Source organism: Streptomyces sp. NPDC003247, assembly GCF_042888135.1.
Classification (GTDB): Bacteria; Actinomycetota; Actinomycetes; order Streptomycetales; family Streptomycetaceae; genus Streptomyces.
Genome location: NZ_JBIAPF010000003.1, coordinates 543,955 through 557,762, shown reverse-complemented (window position 1 = coordinate 557,762; position 13,808 = coordinate 543,955). Strand labels below are relative to the sequence as shown.

The 13,808-nt window shown below is 69.4% G+C and carries 16 protein-coding genes; 11 read left to right on the top strand and 5 right to left on the bottom strand.

Annotated features, from left to right (window positions below):
* Window positions 1-14: 14 nt before the first annotated feature.
* Entirely contained in the window at window positions 15-980 is a 966-nt protein-coding gene (locus ACFYWQ_RS11870) for an aminoglycoside phosphotransferase family protein (protein WP_389515282.1), read from the top strand.
* A gap of 65 nt (window positions 981-1,045) precedes the next feature.
* Here ACFYWQ_RS11870 and ACFYWQ_RS11865 read toward each other — a convergent pair whose 3' ends face one another.
* Together ACFYWQ_RS11865 and ACFYWQ_RS11860 are read right to left on the bottom strand one after the other, a co-directional pair.
* Entirely contained in the window at window positions 1,046-1,429 is a 384-nt protein-coding gene (locus ACFYWQ_RS11865; RefSeq protein WP_389515281.1) for a DUF3592 domain-containing protein, read from the bottom strand.
* Window positions 1,430-1,811: 382 nt separating this feature from the next.
* Complete coding sequence (locus ACFYWQ_RS11860; protein WP_389515279.1) at window positions 1,812-3,152, bottom strand: tetratricopeptide repeat protein; 1,341 nt, start codon at window positions 3,150-3,152, stop codon at window positions 1,812-1,814.
* A 149-nt stretch (window positions 3,153-3,301) separates the two neighbouring features.
* Here ACFYWQ_RS11860 and ACFYWQ_RS11855 point away from each other — a divergent pair, with 149 nt between their 5' ends.
* The 3 genes from ACFYWQ_RS11855 to ACFYWQ_RS11845 all read left to right on the top strand — a co-directional run bounded on the left by ACFYWQ_RS11855 (window position 3,302) and on the right by ACFYWQ_RS11845 (window position 6,218).
* Window positions 3,302-3,529 (top strand): hypothetical protein, encoded by a 228-nt coding sequence (locus ACFYWQ_RS11855; RefSeq protein WP_389515277.1) that lies wholly within the window; start codon window positions 3,302-3,304, stop codon window positions 3,527-3,529.
* A 473-nt stretch (window positions 3,530-4,002) separates the two neighbouring features.
* The gene (locus tag ACFYWQ_RS11850; protein WP_389515274.1) at window positions 4,003-5,475 is read left to right on the top strand and encodes an asparagine synthase-related protein; all 1,473 of its coding nucleotides are present in this window, start codon (window positions 4,003-4,005) and stop codon (window positions 5,473-5,475) included.
* A complete protein-coding gene (locus ACFYWQ_RS11845) occupies window positions 5,472-6,218 on the top strand; it encodes a class I SAM-dependent methyltransferase (protein WP_389515272.1) in 747 nt (248 codons plus the stop codon). The genes ACFYWQ_RS11850 and ACFYWQ_RS11845 overlap by 4 nt, the downstream gene beginning before the upstream one ends.
* Window positions 6,219-6,303: 85 nt before the next feature.
* On the opposite strand, the gene ACFYWQ_RS11840 is transcribed toward ACFYWQ_RS11845, so the two are convergent.
* Window positions 6,304-7,386 carry an IS110 family transposase gene (locus tag ACFYWQ_RS11840; RefSeq protein WP_389515270.1) on the bottom strand — a complete coding sequence of 361 codons (1,083 nt, stop codon included), beginning with the start codon at window positions 7,384-7,386 and terminating at the stop codon, window positions 6,304-6,306.
* A gap of 465 nt (window positions 7,387-7,851) precedes the next feature.
* Between ACFYWQ_RS11840 and ACFYWQ_RS11835 the strand changes: the two genes are divergently transcribed.
* The 5 genes from ACFYWQ_RS11835 to ACFYWQ_RS11815 all read left to right on the top strand — a co-directional run bounded on the left by ACFYWQ_RS11835 (window position 7,852) and on the right by ACFYWQ_RS11815 (window position 10,949).
* Window positions 7,852-8,031 carry a transposase gene (locus ACFYWQ_RS11835; protein ID WP_389515268.1) on the top strand — a complete coding sequence of 60 codons (180 nt, stop codon included), beginning with the start codon at window positions 7,852-7,854 and terminating at the stop codon, window positions 8,029-8,031.
* Between the two features lie 2 nt (window positions 8,032-8,033).
* On the top strand, window positions 8,034-8,174 hold the full coding sequence (locus tag ACFYWQ_RS11830) for a hypothetical protein (protein WP_389515266.1): 141 nt from the start codon (window positions 8,034-8,036) through the stop codon (window positions 8,172-8,174).
* Entirely contained in the window at window positions 8,164-8,616 is a 453-nt protein-coding gene (locus tag ACFYWQ_RS11825; protein WP_389515264.1) for a transposase, read from the top strand. Before ACFYWQ_RS11830 ends, ACFYWQ_RS11825 begins: the two co-directional genes overlap by 11 nt.
* Before the next feature lie 441 nt (window positions 8,617-9,057).
* The gene (locus ACFYWQ_RS11820; RefSeq protein ID WP_389515262.1) at window positions 9,058-10,212 is read left to right on the top strand and encodes an MFS transporter; all 1,155 of its coding nucleotides are present in this window, start codon (window positions 9,058-9,060) and stop codon (window positions 10,210-10,212) included.
* A 179-nt stretch (window positions 10,213-10,391) separates the two neighbouring features.
* Window positions 10,392-10,949 (top strand): TetR/AcrR family transcriptional regulator, encoded by a 558-nt coding sequence (locus ACFYWQ_RS11815; protein ID WP_389515260.1) that lies wholly within the window; start codon window positions 10,392-10,394, stop codon window positions 10,947-10,949.
* A 64-nt stretch (window positions 10,950-11,013) separates the two neighbouring features.
* Here ACFYWQ_RS11815 and ACFYWQ_RS11810 read toward each other — a convergent pair whose 3' ends face one another.
* Complete coding sequence (locus ACFYWQ_RS11810; RefSeq protein WP_389515259.1) at window positions 11,014-11,268, bottom strand: response regulator transcription factor; 255 nt, start codon at window positions 11,266-11,268, stop codon at window positions 11,014-11,016.
* 415 nt (window positions 11,269-11,683) lie between these two features.
* Window positions 11,684-12,049: a hypothetical protein gene (locus ACFYWQ_RS11805; RefSeq protein WP_389515258.1), complete on the bottom strand. Its 366-nt coding sequence runs from the start codon at window positions 12,047-12,049 to the stop codon at window positions 11,684-11,686.
* A gap of 579 nt (window positions 12,050-12,628) precedes the next feature.
* On the opposite strand from ACFYWQ_RS11805, the gene ACFYWQ_RS11800 reads away from it, so the two are divergent.
* On the top strand, window positions 12,629-12,793 hold the full coding sequence (locus tag ACFYWQ_RS11800) for a hypothetical protein (protein WP_389515256.1): 165 nt from the start codon (window positions 12,629-12,631) through the stop codon (window positions 12,791-12,793).
* The gene (locus ACFYWQ_RS11795; RefSeq protein WP_389515254.1) at window positions 12,790-13,755 is read left to right on the top strand and encodes a LysR family transcriptional regulator; all 966 of its coding nucleotides are present in this window, start codon (window positions 12,790-12,792) and stop codon (window positions 13,753-13,755) included. Before ACFYWQ_RS11800 ends, ACFYWQ_RS11795 begins: the two co-directional genes overlap by 4 nt.
* Window positions 13,756-13,808 lie beyond the last annotated feature (53 nt).

Below are 13,808 nucleotides of genomic sequence, written 5' to 3'. Positions count from 1 at the left end.
GCGACGGCGCGACCATGACCCAGGCACCCACCCCCACCGCGGACACCGTCCGCCGGCTCGTCCACGCCCTCCTCGAGGAGGGCGTGGGGGGCACCAGGGGCAGGAACGGCGCGGGCGGCGCCGCCGGCCCCGACGTACGGCCCGTCCACGAGGAGGCCGGCGAGCGGTGCGCGTGGTGGGTCGGCACCCGCCATGTGCTGCGGCTGGCCCCGGACCGGGACGCGGCCGTCCGCCAGCGCCGCGAACTGCGGCTGCGCGACCTCGTCCGCCCGCACGTCCCCGTCACGGTGCCCACCAGCGTCGCCCACGGTGAGTGGTCGCCGGGCCTGACCTACACCCTGGACACCAGGGTGCCCGGCGGAACCGGCGAGGAGCACGAGGTGTCGGCCCTCGGCGAGGCCGACCTCGCCGGACTGCTCACCGGACTGCGCGAGGTGCCGTCCCGCCAGGCCGAGACCCTCGGCGTGCCGCGTGCCGCGCCCCGCTCGCTGGAGGCCCTGCGCCGCATGGCCGTGGCCGCCGCGGAACACCTCGCCCGCGCCGACGAGTTCGATCCCGCCCGCCTGCACCAGCTCACCCCGCCGGGAGCGGCCCAGCTGGCCGCCCAGCCCGCCACCGCCGTCCTCGTCCACCACGCCCTGCGCGGCGAACACCTCGTCGTCAGCGCCGACGGGCGGGTACGCGGCGTCCTCGACTGGACCGGCGCGGTCCTCGGCGACCCGGCCGAGGACATCGCCGGCCTCGCGCTCGCCGTGGGCTCCGGCGCCGCCGTCCGCGCCGCCACCCTCGCCGGCTACGGCGCCCGCCCCTGCCTGCGCGGCCTCTGGCTCGCCCGCTGCGACACCGTCGTCCACCTCGCCGAACGCCTCACCGGCCACGCCACCACCCCCCTGCCCCCACTCCGCACCCGACTGCGCCGTGCCTGGGAGACGATCCTGCTGGAGCGGGTGACGGAGTTCCGGGAGGACGACGAGGTCTAGCCAGGGACGCACGAGCGGTCGAACAGCGCCAGCGCTGATGAACACCGCCCGGAGATGGCCACGCGTCAGAGAAGCCTGAACGCCAGACCGACCAGCCCGGAGCCCGTGAGTCCCACGCCGATGGACACGAAGAAGGCTCCGAGCCGCCAGTTCGTGGACCTCTCCTCGGCCAGGCAGCTGTTGCGGGGCCTGGCCGGGTCGTAGACGATCTCCACAGCGTCGCCTGGGCGCAGGCCGACACCGCTGTGCGCATAGCCCCGTTCGATCCGTCTGCCGTCCGGGGTGGTGAACGAACAGTTGATGTACGTGGCGCCGTTTCGCGATCGGTCCATGTAGTACGCGGTCGCCGTCGCACCCCTGGTCCGGAGTCGGAGGGAGTCCCGCAAGGCGATGACACCCATGGCGATCACGGGTAGCCCGAAGAGGGTCAGGGCAACCAGTCCACCCATGCCGTCTCCATTGCTCGTGGACGTTCGTGCTTCGTCCGACTGATCGATGAGGATTCGCACACCGTATGTCACGGCCCCGGAGTGCGGGAATCGTCACGCATCCTCAAGCCTGTGCTGCACCGGAGCGGGCCTACGCGCCGGTCAGGCCCTCGGCTTCGTGACGTCGGTGCCGTGGGCCGACGACTGTGGCGCCGGGCGTTACCCGGCGCCACATGTCTGTCGGGTCATGACCGTGGGGTCAGAGCCCGTCGGTGGTCACGTCACCCGCCCAGACCCAGTAGTCGGTGAGTGCGCCCGCCGTGATCCATCGACATCGACGGCGACAAGGGCACCGACACCACCTCCGTCACCGCGACCGACGGCCACCCCTGCGCGACGGGGATCAGGTGACCAGCGACGGTCGGGCGATCGTCCGTGCGCGGTCGTACAGGTCGCGGGCCGCCGCGTTCTTCAGGTGAGGGCGCAGGAGACCGAACATCGCCTTCACACGCTCGTCGGCTCGGCCGGACTGCACCTTGGGGTAGTCGCCGAGGGCCTGGTGCCAGGTGGCGCAGGCCGCTTCCAGGTGGCCGAGTTCCAACTGCCGCTCTGCCAACAGGCCACGACGGTGTACGCGTGTGCGCTGGTACACGCTGGGGCGGAGCCGGTCCGCTTGCTGCATGGCTTCGACGGCTCCGGCCTTGTCTCCGAGTTCGTAACGGACCTGGCTGACGTGGTAGTTGAGTGATGAAGGGTCGTATGAGCCGAACGCCTTTCCGCGTGACTCGGCACGGTCCATGGCCGCCTCGGCCTCCCGGATGTAGCGAAGGGCGCCCGTGCGGTCGCCGGTCTGCGCGGCGGCGTGTGCCTGCTGGCCGACGAGGAAGGCCAGCATCCGGGGTCCGGCTTTCGGGGAGGCGGCGGCAGCGGCGTCGGCCAGCTCCATGGCCTTCGCCCCGTGGCGGAGGTCGACTGCCTGGACGCTCATGCCCCGCAGGGTGGTGCAGTACGTCAGGTGGTCCTCGGCCGCGCCCGCCAACTCCAGGGCCTTGACGTAGTAGCGCTGCGCGAGACCGTGCAGCCCTTCGTCCACGGCCATGTAGCCGGTCAGGTAGAGCAGGTCCGAGGCGGCGGACAGCATGGCCTTACGTACGTTCTCGGGTGCGTCGGCGCGCAGGTAGGAGGCCACGGTGTTGACCATGAACGAGGCAGCCATGGGGCGTGCGTGACGGCCGCCGAACTCGTCGTCCAGCTCCGAGACACGCTCGGTCATGGCGACGACCATGTCCACTTCGTTCATGCCGATGCGTGTCGTGCGGCCGGACTGGACGGCATCGGCCCGCCCGACCACATCAGGCCAGCCGGGAATGGTGACGGCCACGGAGAACAGGCCGGCCCCCAGGACACTGCGGCGGGACGGGTCCATATCCAGCCTCCCCAGGTCGATCACCCCTTCCACGGTATCCGCAGCCGCGAAGGAGTGATCGCGTGGAACGGGCAGCCCGGCCTCGGCATGGGTGACGGGGCGGCCGAGGCGGCGGGAGAGAGCTTCGAGGATGCATGCGCGCACCGCGCCGCGAGGGACGGTTCCACCGAGCCAGTGGCTCACGGCCGACTCGTCGTAACGCAGAGGGATTCCGGTCTCCGTACCGACGCGGTTCACCGCCCGTGCGAACTGGCGGTGAGTCCAGCGGCTCTCGGCGAGCAGGCGCCCGAGCGCCACGTTGGGTTCACGTTTGGTCATGCCCTCAACTCCCCGTGGCCTCGCGAACTTTCAAGGCTTTCAAGTCCTGGTGATGCGGCAACGCTACCGCTGAGCGTGGTCGTGCGGTTGCGTAGAGCCAACAGGCAACGGCGAGTCCTCGCCGCAGCCGTCGTCTGAAGGGCTGAGGGATGAGAAGCGAAGCACGGGCCCGTCTGGCCCGGATGACCGAGGAGCGGGGCCTGGACGGGGTGTTGAGGATCGACACCTACGAGAGCGCGGACCTGCCGCCGGGTTCGAACCGGTTCTCGCCATGTCTCTGTTTGCAGCGCGGCGGTGCCACGCCCGAGTGCGGCGCGGAGAAGCTGAGCGTCGCAGTACGCGAGGCCAACCAGCGCAGCCGCGGAGAGCGGTTGTGAACCGGTTGGCCGCAGCCGTCGGCCGCTATGCCGGACCACTCCTGATCATCACCATCTCGGGATCGGTCGGCTTCGTCCTATGTGTGGCCGCCGCATCCCCACCCACCTGACTCCTCCCCGTCACGCATCCAGGCTCCCCACCTGTGACGAGGGAGGGCCCGCCGCCGGCAGCGGTGGGCACCCCGTCCGGCTGCCTTCTTCGCAAGGGTCCGGCAGCCGGACGGGTCCAACTCCGCAGCATCCGCTGCGGAGTCCACTGAAAACCGTAAGGGAGAAAACGATGAACGTGGACGAGCTGTTCACCGGCGACCTGATCACCGGCGTCCCGGCCGTGGAGGCCGCGCTGCTCGACAAGATGCCGGGCGGTGGCGACAACAACGGCGACCACTGCAGCAAGTGATCAAGGGCTGACGCCATGTGGGGCGGGGCCGTTCGCGGCCCCGCCCCGCCGCACGACATAGGAAGGGGACTACATGTTGTCGATGCGTCTGCGCTTGGCCGACCTCCAGGAGCCCAAGTGGAGGTCACAGGGCGGACTTTGGATCAACGGCGAGAGCTGGATCGAGCCCGCGAACGTGTCCACTCTGGTCATGGAGGTCAACGACGACCAAGCGCCGCGCGTACGGGTCAGTGTGAAGGAGTGCAAACGGGACGAGGCCGACTTCGTTGCCCTCACCATGGAGCCCGGACAAGCCCGCCTGACGGCGAGCGTCTTCGGCACAGCCCCGCTCTACCTGGCAGAGAAGGCCGGCGAGCTCCACGCCTCTTGGGACCTGACACTACTGCGACCGTATGTACAGGCCGACCGCCTGGTGCCGCGCGTTGTCGCCCGCACGCTGTCGAGGCAGCACCGCTACACGTCCGAGACGCTCTTCGAAGGCGTCTACCGCCTCACCGAACGGGCAGCGGCCACGTTCACCCCTTCGGGACTCGGCATCCGCTACCCCGACCCCGCCGAACACGTACTTGAGCCACGTACGCTGCGGCCCGGCGTCGATCCACTCATGGCTCTGGACGAGTTGCTGACCGACGTGATCCGCCAGGCACCGACGGCAACCGGGTGCGTAGGTGTTGAGCTGTCCGGCGGTGCGGACTCCGGCAACGTCGCCCTGGCCGTGAAAGCAGCTCGCTTCCCCGAGGTGTACAGCTTCGGCCTGCTGGTGGGAGGAAGCACCGGCAGGCAACAGAGCGAGCGGCGTCGGGCCCTTGTGGAGCACTGCGGCTTCCGGGACACGGCCACCCCCGCCATGCAGCACCCACCCTTCTGCGCCGGAGGCGTGCGCGATCTGCGCAAGCCGCACGATCCGGCGGGAGCCTTCTACCAGGAGGCGTTCGATGTCGTGCGGGAGCAGGCAGCCGCCCGGCGGTGCGAGGTCATGTTCACGGGCAGCGGCGGGGACGAGATCAACGCCCACCACTCCAGGACGCGGGCCGAACTGCCGACGCCGCACCCCGTGCCGTGGCTCGGCAGCAAAGCAGTCCGAGCACTCGCCGAAGCCAACGAGCACCTGGCCCCTATCCCCGTGCTGCCCGTACCGACCCTGATGGCGTTCGGGATGCACAACCCCGGATTCCTCCGGGCCGGAATCTGGCCGGTGAGCCCGCTCGCCCACCCGCGGATCGTGCGGTTCATGGAGCAACTACCGCACCAGCACAAGCGCGGGAAGGCGCTGTTCCGCGAGAGGATCCGGCGGGCCGGGCTGCCCGAGTGGGTGGCCGCGCCGACCGAACCGGAGAACTTCCTGGCCGTCCTGGAGAAGGGACTGCGGTCCTGCGGACTGCCCGTTCTGGACGACATGCTGAAGGAGTCCATCCTGGTGGACCTCGGCTACGTTGACGGCAAGGCTCTCGCCCAGGCACGGAGGAACGCCGACTCCGCGCCGGTCGTCCCCGATCTGCTGTGCGATGTGCTCGCCCTGGAGATCGGGCTGCGAAGCCTCATGTGACCAGCCTCGAGACGGAAGCCGAGCACGTGGAAGCCACCAACCTCCTGTACCGCGATCCGGCACTCTACGACGTGGTCCAGTCCGACAGCACGAGCGCCGAGATGTGCCGGACCTTGATCGAGCTGCACAGCCCGGACGCCCGGACCCTGGTCGACTTCGGATGCGGTACCGGGCGGGACCTGGAGATCCTGGCCCAGCGCTTCGAGTGCATCGGCGTGGATCTCCAACCCGGCATGGTCGACTACGCTCACCAGGCCCGGCCGGGGCTGGACATCCGCACCGGCGACATGCGCACCGTGCGACTCGGCAAGCGCATGGACGTGGTGACCTGTATGGGCAACAGCCTCGCCTACGTGCACGACAACAACGACATCGGCCAGGTCTTCGCCACTTTCGCGGCCCACGCCCGGCCGGGCGCGCTGCTTGTGCTGTGTTCCCCTGTTGCCCCGATCACTCGGACCGAGCCGACCACCGCCACGGTCGACACCCGGACGGGACCTGCGACCGTCACCATCCGCCACACGTGGGACCTGCGGACCCAGATCAACACCATGCACCGGCACTGGGCCCTCCCCTCGGGCGACGAGGCCCGTGACGAGATCCGCAGACGCGTCCTGTTCCCCCGCGAACTGGAACGCTACGCGGAGGGCGCCGGCTTCGAGGTCTTGGACATGCTCGATGGCACAGGGGCAGGTTTCACCGGCCCAACGGCGTACACGGTGGCTCGACAAACGCCGCGGTGACCGGCGGGCCGAGGAATGGCACCAGTGCCAGCCGTCCGACTCCTGACGGCAACACCCACGGATTCCCCGAGGCTGCTATGTCGTGTCAAGCCGCTTGAGCGAGTTCTTCGACGTTGCCGAGTCGGTTCCGGTCGTCGCGCTCAAGAATCTTGAAGATCTGGCGGCAGATCACCCGCTTGAGGCATCGCTGGGCGTCACGGGAGGTCTTCCCTTCGGCGATCTTGCGTGCGACGTACGTCTTCGTTGAGGGGTCGAGTCGCATCCGGATCAGGGTGATCGTGTGCATGGCCCGGTTGAGCTGCCGGTCGCCGCTGCGGTTGAGACGGTGTCGGTTGGTCAGCCCGGACGAGGCAGGGATCGGCGAGACACCGGCGAAGGCGGCGAAGGCGGCTTCCGAGCGGAACCGTCCCTGGTGAGACCAGCTGACCAAGATCTGGGCGGCGGTGATCGGTCCGATTCCGAGCAGGCCGAGAAGCTCGGGGGCCTGCTGCCGCACCAGGGTGAGGATCGCGGTTTCGAGCTCCTTGGCCTCGGCCTGCAGGGCCTGGACGCGCTGGGCCGTGGACCGCATGGCCCTCACCGTCATCCGGTGCTCGAGATCCTGGGCCGGGCGGTCGCGGAACTGAGCACAGTAAGCGATCTGGGCAGGGCGCTTGAGCTTGCGCAGCTCCGCCCGGAGCTCGTCCGGAGCGGAGACGATCAGGGCCTTGAGCTGGTTGATCGCGGCGGTGGAAGCGAGGACCGAGCCGTGACGGGTGGCAAGCAGCACCCGCAGTGCCTCGCGTTCGCCGCGGAGGCGGGGCTGGATCAGATGCTCGGTGGCCAGGGCCTCCTTGGCGGCCCGGATGGCGTCGAGCATGTCGGTCTTGCGGCCTCCGCGGTTGGCTGCTCGTTTCGGGCGGCAGACCTCGACGACCTGCTCTCCGGCCTGGTCCAGGAAGACCGCGAGGCCGGCACCGTAGCTGCCGATGCCTTCCAGGGCCCAGCAGCGGCGGCCGGGGACCTGCCGGCGGGCGAAGTCCAGCAGCCGTCGGTAGCCGCGGGCGTTGGCCGGGGAATCGGTGCTGGCCAGGACGGCGCCTATAGGGCTGACGGCAGCTGCGGCGAGGGTGTCGCGGTGGGTGTCGACGCCGATGACTCCATCGACGTGTTCTGCGAGCATGGTCATGCGGCTGTTCTCCTCCGGGCGGACGACCGTGACGGCGTCGGCCTGGGTGGAGTCACCACGTGGCGGAACTGTGATGAGTCACGCCGGAAGGCGGACAAGCTGCTGATCAAGCCAACGGGTGGGCCAGGCCGACGCCCGTGTCCGGCAGACATCTCGGGGGAACGGCAGCCCCTCACGGGACGCCAGTTATGTTTCGAGTCATGCCAGATCACGAGCGCCGAGCCTGGCAGCAACCCATCCCGGGCCGCAGAAGAACTCTCACAGTTATGTTTTCCGCGGTTCCGCAACGGGGCCGCTGGCCTTCGGGCCCGGGAGGTGCTGTCGGAGACGCAGATGGGAGGTCCGGCCGCCGCCCGGTCCGGCGCAATGCCGGGCAGCTCGCGGGCGGCAGGTCTGCATGACGTGGATGCGCGCGTACGACACCGCTGCCGAGGCCGGCACCGTCAACACCCTGGGAAGGGCGCGATGTTCGACACCGAAGACGTGGGCGTGTACCTCGGCCTGGACGTCGGCAAGGGCAGCCATCACGGCCACGGGCTGACTCCGGCAGGGAAGAAGGTCTTCGACAAGCAGCTGCCGAACAGCGAGCCGAAGCTGCGGGCCGTCTTCGACGAGTTCACGCGAAGTTCGGCACCGTCCTGGTGATCGTGGACCAGCTCGCCTCGACCGGCACCCTCGACATCGTCGTGCCCTCCCTGGCCGCCTCGCTCGCCGCTGTCCACACCCAGCGCCGGGCTCTGGAAGCCCAGATCAACGCCCTGCTGGAGGCCCACCCTAATGGGCAGTGATGCGGGGCACCGCCAGGCCGACCCCGGTCCGTCGAGGCCCGGCGTCGGCGTCAGGACCGCCGCCGTCCTGCTGGTCACCGTCGGCGACGGCACCGGCTTCCCCACCGCCGCCCACCTCGCCTCCTACGCCGGTCTCGCCCCGGCCACAAGTCGTCGGGTACCTCGATCCACGGCGAACACGCCCCCACGGAGCGGAAACCGGCAACTCGAACGCGCCATGTTTCTCTCCGCGTTCGTCTGCATGAACGCCGACCCCGCCTCCCGCACCTACTACGACAAACAACGAGCCCCCGGCAAAACCCGCACCCAGGCCCTCCTCCGACTGGCCCATCAACGCATCAGCGTCCCGTTCGCCATGCTCCGCGACGGCACCTTCTACGAACCCCGCCTCCCCGAGGACATAGAGGCCCCCCGTACAGCCACGGACACCAGCGGAACGTAAATGACACGCTGACCTGCAAAGAACGGCCGGTGCGGAGGGTGCCGCAGCCACTCGGTGACCAGCCGCGGCGCGGTGCCGATCGGGGTGGGCCCGCAGCCGGCGTCCAGGTGTGCGGGCCGGCGCATCCCCTGTGTTCCGAGCCGCCGGCCCACCGGGCACCTGGCCTACGGGCTCCGCGGCCATCGTGAGGGAGGGCGCCGCATCCAGGGCCGTCCCGGCCGACGCGTTCGTCATCTCCCTGTCACGCCGGCGCAATTGAATAGACGCGACGACTAGTCTAATCTCCAGATTAGACGCAACGGTAAGTCTCGGTTCTGCCGCGCCCACCGTTCCTTCCGCACACCCAACCGCTCACGAGAGGCCACTTCAGTGGGGAACTCCACCGTCCGCGCCGTCGATGGGACCGGCGCTCCGGAGAGGGCACGCGGCGGCGGTTTAGCCGTGTTCAGCGTGGCCTTCGCCTTCTGGATCACCATGGCGGGCACCACGGCGCCCACCCCGCTCTACCCGCTCTACGGAGAGGAGTTCGGCTTCACGCCGTTCACCGTGACGGTGGTCTTCGCCGTCTACGCGCTCGGTGTCGTCCTCGGGCTGCTGGTCTTCGGCCGGCTCTCGGACCAGGTGGGACGCCGTCCCGTCCTGGTCGCGGCCACCCTGCTGTCCGTGGGCGCCGCGGTGGTCTTCCTGCTGGCCGAGAACGTCGCCGCGATGCTCGCCGCCCGGGTCGTCTCCGGTTTCTCGGCGGCCCTGGTGACCGGCGCCGCCACCGCCTCACTCACCGAGCGGCTCGGGCAGCACCGCCGTATCAAGCCCGCCACACTCGCGCTGTTCGCGAACATGGGCGGGCTCGCGTGCGGCACGCTGATCGCGGGCATCCTGGCGGACCTCGCGCCCTCCCCGCTGCGCACCCCGTGGGTCGTCATGCTCGCCCTCGCCGCCGTCGGTGCGCTCGGTGTCATCGTGAACGGGGAGAGCTCCGCCCACCGTTCCGGCTTCTCCCTTCAGTTCCAGCCGCTGCACATCCCGGCCGAGATCCGGTCGGACTTCCTGCGCTCCGCGATGGCGGCGGGCGCGGGCTTCGCCGTGCTCGGCGTCCTGACCGCGGTGACGGGTCTGTTCCTGGGGACGGTGCTGCACGAGTCCAGCCACTCGCTGACCGGGCTCGTGGTCTTCATCGCCTTCGCGTGCACCGCTCTCGGCCAGCTCCTCGTCCGCACTCTCAAGCCCGCCACCGCCCTGCCCGCGGCGTGCCTCGGCCTGATCGTCGCGGCCGGCCTGATCGCCGCCGCGATGGCCACCAGCTCCCTGGCCCCCCTGCTCGTCGGGGCCGCGGTCAACGGACTGGCGACGGGCGTCGCCGTCGGCCACGGCCTCGGCAGCATCACCACGCGCAGCGCTCCCCAGCACCGGGGCGCCTCGGTCTCCACCTTCTTCGCCATCCTGTACTCGATGCTGGCGGTGCCGGCGATCGGAGTGGGCGTCCTGATCCGCGAGACCAGCCTGCGCCCGGCCGGTGAGACGTTCAGCGCCGTGGTCGCCGCGCTCTCCCTGGGCGTCCTGCTCAGCCTGGTGCGGAGCGGCCGGAAGGCCGCCTGAGCGGGGTGCGCCGCGAACCGGTTCGCGGCGCACCCCGCTGTGCCAGAATCACAGCGACGGACACGATGCGAAGGGTCGGCGGAACCATCAGCGCCACGCGGAAACCACAACCTGCCTGTGAGAAGAGCACGGTCATCAGCCGAACCGGCCCACGCCGCAGTGAGAGCGTCCGGCTCGCGGTGCTGAACGCCGCGGACGACCTGCTGGTCGAGCGGGGCTTCGCGGCCCTGACCATCGAGGGCATCGCCCAGCGCGCCGGCGTGGCCAAGCAGACGATCTACCGCTGGTGGAAGTCGAAGGTCGACATCCTCCTCGACACCCTCACCGACGACGCCCGCGAGGCCCTGGAGTGGCGCGTGGACGAGGACGGCAGCGTCGAGGAGATCCTCACCTCCCACCTGCGGCGCGTGGCCGACTTCTTCGACGAGCCGGCCGGCCAGGTGCTGCTGGCCCTCCTCGGTCACGCCCAACTGGACAGCGAGACGGCCGCGTCGCTGCGGTCCGGGTTCCTGCGGGAGCAGCGGGAGCGTGATGTGGCCGGCCTGCGCCACCTGCTCACCCGCGACCAGGACCTCGTCGTCGACGACCGCACGCTCGACCACCTCGTGGATCTGCTGCTCGGTCCGTTGTACTACCGCGTGCTCGTGTTCGGTTCCCCGATCGACAGGGAACTGGTGGACACCACGGCCCGCCTCGTCCTCGGGCTCGCCCGCGAGTCGTCGAACCAGGATTCCTGACCTCGCCCCGACCTGAACGAGTGGCCCCTGGCGTTTTCCGTCGGGGGCCACTCGTGTAAGAGGGTCAGTGCAGGCTGATACATCCGCTCCTTATTCCCTCGATAACCGCTTCGGTACGTGATGCCGCGCCCAGCTTGATGAAAATCGAGTGCAGATGGACCTTGACCGTGCGCTCGGAAATGCCGAGCAATCGGGCGACCATCCTGTTGGAGTTCCCCTCCTTGATCCCGTTCAGGACCTGACGCTCCCGCGGAGTGAGCGCCGAGACCGTTCTGGTCGCCACGCCGCCTGACACCTGCTCGGAGCCGAGAGTGGTCACTAATCCTTCGGGCGTCGGACGGGATGCGTGAGACATGTATTTCCCCCTGTCATGCATGACCATCACTCATCAAGACGTGCACGCAAGCGCCATTGCCCACGCCGCCGCATATTCAACGATTGCTCGTCGCGCAAGCAGTATATGGGCGGGACCGAAAACCCTGGGGCAAACGTGCGTTACTTCACAGGTAAAGATTGCGTTCTGAACTTCTCTCGCCGTGCGGCCGGACGCCGCGATTCAACTCCAAGTGAATGCATGTTGTGTACATCGCACTGGATTGAATGTCGAACGATCAATAAAGTGGAACTCGAAGGTGGAATGCCGCCTCACCTCGCACCGATCTTTTCCCCTGCGCGGAGGTGAGCCGATGCTCGTCTCGCGGTGCTGCTGTGCGCATACGGGTCGGCGCTCATCATCATGAGCACCATGACCGGCAGGTGGCGCGCTGGTCCTTCTGGGCGACGAAAGGACTCGTCGAGGCCTCCCTGATGATCTCCGGATTCCTTATGGGCGGGCCCTCGGAATCGGCGTGGTGTGTTTTCTCGTAGGTTTCGACCTGCTCATCCAGCCACTCTTCGAAGTCAATGTGAAGGTTTTCCGAATTCCCCACCCAGGGATTTCCGTGCGGTCGGTCCCCCGGGTTCGAGCGGTACTCGACCATATCGCCGCCGAACAGTAGGGAGTGGACTCCGTAGAACAGTCGAAGCTGCTCGACATCATCAGGAAGCGCACCGTTCCCCGGACTTCGGAGGAATTGGTGGAGGCGTGTGCCGGCGGTCACTGCGCGGTACCCGTGGATTTCGGGAAAATTAAATCCGTGGGCGTGGACGAGTACGCTGAGGTCGTCGCGGGTGAGGCGGTGGACGTGATGTCCTCGTTCCTCGAGCGGATCGACTTCCCGGCGCCCCGTGCGAACCGGCTCATGAGCGCCTCTCCCTCCCTGGGTCCGGCGCGCTGTACCCGACGCCGACCGAGGCGCTGTGGATCGTCGACAGCTATCTCCTCGTCTTCGGCGGTCTGCTGATTCCGAGCGGAGCCGTGGGAGACCACTTCGGACGAAAAAGGAGATCTGCTCACCGGCCTGGCCCTGATGGCCGGAAAACGCGGTCACGCCGTCGCGCTGTGGACCGCGTTGAGCGGCGGCGGCGGGGTGACGGGCAATATCGTGGGCGGATCCGTTCTCCGGTTCTTCCGGCGGCTGGACGTCCCCCGGCGTACTGCTCAGTTCTGCCGCCGGCGCGGTTTTTCTCGCGCTTTTCCGCCGGTACGAAATCCCGCCAGGAGCAGCCTTTGCTGGACCCCCGGGTATTCCGCCGTCCCGGAATGCGTGCCGGGACCGGGCACGGCACCGCCGGCCGTCGTGCCCGCGGCACTGCTCTCCGCGCAGGCACGGGAGGTGTTCACCACGGGGATGGCCGAGTCGTTGCGGTGGATCGCCCTGCTGTTGCTCCTGGCGGCGCTCCTGGTCATAGCGTGGCCGCGTCCCCATGCCGCGGAGCGGACCACTTCCCAGGAGCAGCCTTGAGCGGAACCGGCGTCGACGACCCCGGCCAGGACGGTGACTGGGCCCACGAGCTGCCCGGCGGCCTGGCACCCCACGTGGACCTGCGGCTGCTGCCCGCCCTGGACGCGCTGCTCCAGGAGGGCAGCGTCACCGGGGCGGCGGAGCGGCTGGCGCTGTCCCCGCCCGCCATGAGCCGGGCCCTGTCCAGGATCCGCCGCGCTCTCGGCGACCCCGTGCTGGTGCGCGCCGGGCGGGGACTGGTTCCCACGCCGCGGGCGCTGGAGCTCCAGCCGAAGGTGCGGGCCCTGATGCGGGAGGCCGAGGCCCTCCTCGCCCCGAGCCGGCAGGAGGACCTCACCCAGGTCAGCAGGACCCTGACCATCGTCGCGGACGAGGCCTACGCGGCGGTGCTGGCTCCGGCGCTGCTGAACCGGGCGAGCGCGGAGGTACCGCTCGCCCGGTTCACGTTCACGGTGGAGAGCACCCACGGCAGCGCGCCCCTGCGGGAGGGCGCCGTGGACATCGAGGTGGGCGTCATCGACGAGTGCAGCCCGGAACTGCGCATCGAACCGCTCTTCGAGGACCGGTTCGTGGGAGTGGCGCGATCAGGACATCCTCTGCTGGCCACGCCCGTGAGCGCGGCGGCGTTCGCCTCCGCACGGCACGTCAGCGTCTCCCGCAAGGGCCTGATGACGGGCCCGATCGACGGGGCGCTGCACGCGCGCGGTCTGCGCCGGGACGTCATCGCCACCGTGCCGAACCACGGCGAGGCGTTGCTGATGATCGCGTCGAGCGACCTGGTGACCGCGATGCCCCACTCGCTCGCCGCCGGCGCGCGGGAGTGCGTGGGCATCGAGCTGTTCGACCTTCCGGTGGAGACCGAGCCCGTCCACGTATGGCTCCGCCACGCCGTCCGCCGCGCACTGACCCGGTCAGCGCCCCCGGCCCGCCTCGCCGAGCAGGACGTCCGCGACCGCCGGTGACGCGGGCGTGCCCGGCCGGGCTACCGGCGACCGCTCCGGCGAGCAGCCGGGCA

Bases quoted from the DNA above. Each gene is read 5' to 3' on its own strand.
- ACFYWQ_RS11855 (WP_389515277.1), top strand. From the start codon at position 3,302: ATGAGAAGCGAAGCACGGGCCCGTCTGGCCCGGATGACCGAGGAGCGG.
- ACFYWQ_RS11835 (WP_389515268.1), top strand. From the start codon at position 7,852: ATGTTCGACACCGAAGACGTGGGCGTGTACCTCGGCCTGGACGTCGGC.
- ACFYWQ_RS11860 (WP_389515279.1), bottom strand. From the start codon at position 3,152: ATGACCAAACGTGAACCCAACGTGGCGCTCGGGCGCCTGCTCGCCGAG.
- ACFYWQ_RS11825 (WP_389515264.1), top strand. From the start codon at position 8,164: ATGGGCAGTGATGCGGGGCACCGCCAGGCCGACCCCGGTCCGTCGAGG.
- ACFYWQ_RS11870 (WP_389515282.1), top strand. From the start codon at position 15: ATGACCCAGGCACCCACCCCCACCGCGGACACCGTCCGCCGGCTCGTC.
- ACFYWQ_RS11865 (WP_389515281.1), bottom strand. From the start codon at position 1,429: ATGGGTGGACTGGTTGCCCTGACCCTCTTCGGGCTACCCGTGATCGCC.
- ACFYWQ_RS11840 (WP_389515270.1), bottom strand. From the start codon at position 7,386: ATGACCATGCTCGCAGAACACGTCGATGGAGTCATCGGCGTCGACACC.
- ACFYWQ_RS11850 (WP_389515274.1), top strand. From the start codon at position 4,003: ATGTTGTCGATGCGTCTGCGCTTGGCCGACCTCCAGGAGCCCAAGTGG.